Origin of the sequence: Anaerobacillus arseniciselenatis (genome assembly GCF_001865995.1) — a bacterium.
GTDB lineage: Bacteria > Bacillota > Bacilli > Bacillales > Anaerobacillaceae > Anaerobacillus > Anaerobacillus arseniciselenatis.
In genome coordinates, this window is the sequence record NZ_MLQQ01000014.1 from 1 (window position 1) to 3311 (window position 3311).

Sequence of the window (3311 nt, forward strand, 5' to 3'; positions counted from 1 at the left end):
GTAACAAGGATAAGGATAGACCTCAATAACATCGCTACAATATAAGATGAAATAGTAATCTTATATTCTTGATCACAGTTGGAACATTCAACCTTTGGACGAATAAATAAGTTACTTGTTGACTTACTAATTTCTCTCCAACTGAATTGTTTTTTGCAAATAAGACATTTCTGTATTTTAATAATTTATTCCCCCCTTACTTAAAAAAGGCTAAACGTAATTTCACCATAAAAATTCATCATCCCTTCTTACCTGTACGTACATTTCTACGTAATGATTCCATCGTGAAAGGAGCGCACACTACCATTCCAATATTAACATTATTTACCTTTTCATTGTTAGAAAATTTTAAAAAGCTTCACTTCATTTTTGAAGTAAAGCTCTCGTTTAGCTTAATAAACCATATATACCGACAAATAAAACAAACCCAGAACAAAGAAAAAGAAAAATACCTGTCACTTTTCGTTTCTCTTGAATTTGAGTAATACCAAAAACTAAAAGCATTATCCCTATGAGTAGTTGCGTTTGAAAAAGTATTCCATATTCACCCATTATTAAACTATACGCTGATAAAGAAAGTACAACTATTGCTAAAATTGTTTGTATTATTTTCATCCATAATTTCAATCAAATTCCTCCCATTTTTTATAATCCTGCTCGTTAACGACACAAGGAAAGCATTTGCTTGTTCAGCTATTAACGCTTATCGTTACTTTAAGTGCGCTTTTTCACAATGTTATTTCTTGGCAATTTTAAATAGTAAATAAAAAAATAAAGAGATACCTCCCACAATTACTGCTGATATAAATAAAATTAACATTAAACCTGGAATTCCAATATTACTAAACATAATCATTCTCCTCTACAAAGTCACTTTTTTTTACACTCTGCCACTTTAGTCAAATAGCGTATGCACTTATTGTAGAAACGCCACCCGTTACTTTAAGTGTAGAATTTCACAAAGTTACATCGATTTTAACATATATACATTTGAAACTTTTCTTACTCACATTTCATTTTATATTATATAGAGTACCTCCCAGAAACAGAAGGTACTCTATACACACAAATTATTGAACTCATTGTTATTCTTTTTTGCTAAACTCCAAAATATTTAAACCCTCGGATACTTCTGGTGCTTCAAAAAATTTAGTAACATGATTAAATACCGCTTCCGTGTCAAAAGCTGCTCTCTCGGGTTGTTCGTTACGCCTTTGTGCAATTTGACCTAAACATTGCTCGTTATTTAGGTTAAGGAAAATTAGTTGATGGCTTGCATTGACCTCTGACGCCAAATCCAAAAACCACTTTCGCAGCTTTTGAGTATTAGCTGGAAAATCCATCACTACATCTGTACCGACACTTAATATGTTTTGGACATGCTTTTTCACCAACGGCTTGAGCTGCGCTGAGAATTTTATATAGTCCTCAAATGATGCAATCTGATTGGGATAAAGAGATGAAAGCCATTCATCCTCAGACAATAGTACCGCATGTTTATCTATCGCCAATTGTTTTGATTTAGTTGATTTTCCTGCGCCCATTTTTCCACAGAAAAAGTATAGTGTCCCCAGTTTTTTCATATTTTTAACCCCCGCGCTTATTTTAGTGGTTGTTGCTCCAACTTGTAAAACTTAAATTTATTTTTTATAATTTTCCACTAATGTAGCACTTACTTAATTTTAATATAAAGATAATCGAAATGTTCGCTAATCTGCTTCAATAGCTGAAGAAGCGAAAACTCTGCTCCACTATCGCTTTCTTTAGTTGAGTAACTCTGACAGTTCAATTACAGAACTTTTCTTGTCATAAAAAGTTAGTTCAGCAGGAAAAGCTTTTTCTATATCCGGAGGAAGCTGTTGATACCTTATAAACTTTTCATCAGCGTTTACGTTAGCTTTAAAACTAAAATCTTCGTGATATAACTTAGCCTTGATATGGTCAATTTTTAAATCTGGATTTTTTCCAACCAATATACCATACATACCTTTATTTGTTTTTATTTTTTGATACTTTACTATATTAGTTCCATGACCAGAATGCTCAATTTTAAAATTTCCATTCCAACCCTTGATAAAATGAGCATAGCCAATATTATTGCTTTGTGTCTCGAATAAAACTATATAAGAACTTGTGTCATCTAACTGAACAGCTTCTATAACATCAGGGTCAATACTTTCCGAACCCCTATTACTCCATTCCTTTAAGCTAGATTGAATAGTTGCTCTTTTGTCTTCGATGTTATATTGATTAAAAAAATAGAAGGTGTAACCAATAGAAATAATTACAATAAAAGAAAGCAAATATATTACTTTTTTCAAACTATTCCCCCCTTAATTGTTATTTTATTTCACTGAAATCTCGTTAGAAACACAACAACACCAGCGACAGTTTGTTCTACTAAAGCCCCGTTAATGAAAAAAGGTGAATAGGCTCTATTTCATCCCTATTTTTCTTTTAAATTCATTGATTCGTCTCTTTTCACTAGCTATGAATTCTTCAATAATTTCTTGCTGACGTTCATTCCAACTAATGCCTGAATGAGTTCGTTCATACTCCATAAGTTTTTCCCTCATTACCATGTGGGTATAATTGCTAAGCATATATTCATTCCAATACTCATCTTCAGAAATTTCTAATTGACCGATCTCTTTTTGAATGCTAGCCATTACCTCACTCGCATTTTTAGCCTCTCCGTTCTTCAGTACCTCTCTAATTTCTTGAGATTTTCGCAACGCTTCCTCCTCGGAAACACTAATTCCTACGGCGATCGCTCTATTGATTACCGCTAATTCATTCAATTGAACACGAAAAGCTTCTTCATCAGCTTCCTCTTTAGTTAGTCCTCGTTCATCCTGTATCTTCTCTGCATATTCTTCATGGTCCTCTATTGAAAATTCGCTATTAACCAAATTATGCCCTTGACTATCTTGATTAATGTCCGATGAGTTCCCGCATGATGCCAATAAAAAAACAATTATAATACTTAAAGCATTTACTCTAACTCTATTGATAACGCCTCTCCCCTTTTAAGAACTATTTTTTTCTTAGACTCTACTGCTTAATTGTTAAATAAAAGAAAATCAGGAACAACCACTACTATGACTGTTCCTGTTGTTGTACTAATGCTTTCGTTACTTTAAGTGTATTAATTCACAAGGTTTCAACTGGCAAACCTATTTCGAATTTAATTCTTTCCTCTTAGTTCCTCAATTTCATTTTGAAGCTCTTTTATTTTTGTATCTTTTTTTCTATAACTGCTTTTCATCCAAAAGAAGATTAGTGATACTCCGCAAACTATACCAACTAAA

4 protein-coding genes are annotated in these 3311 nt (G+C 32.6%); all 4 read right to left on the minus strand.

Features of this window, described 5'->3' with window-relative positions; genetic code table 11:
• Nucleotides 1–387 precede the first annotated feature (387 nt).
• Nucleotides 388–627, minus strand: a complete 240-nt coding sequence (locus BKP35_RS08895) for a YczI family protein (protein ID WP_071312999.1) — start codon at nt 625–627, stop codon at nt 388–390.
• A gap of 458 nt (nt 628–1085) precedes the next feature.
• Nucleotides 1086–1583 carry a P-loop nucleotide/nucleoside kinase family protein gene (locus tag BKP35_RS08900; protein ID WP_071313000.1) on the minus strand — a complete coding sequence of 166 codons (498 nt, stop codon included), beginning with the start codon at nt 1581–1583 and terminating at the stop codon, nt 1086–1088.
• Between the two features lie 180 nt (nt 1584–1763).
• The gene (locus BKP35_RS08905; RefSeq protein ID WP_071313001.1) at nt 1764–2321 is read right to left on the minus strand and encodes a hypothetical protein; all 558 of its coding nucleotides are present in this window, start codon (nt 2319–2321) and stop codon (nt 1764–1766) included.
• Between the two features lie 114 nt (nt 2322–2435).
• Nucleotides 2436–2966 (minus strand): hypothetical protein, encoded by a 531-nt coding sequence (locus BKP35_RS08910; protein WP_245741920.1) that lies wholly within the window; start codon nt 2964–2966, stop codon nt 2436–2438.
• Nucleotides 2967–3311: the final 345 nt, after the last annotated feature.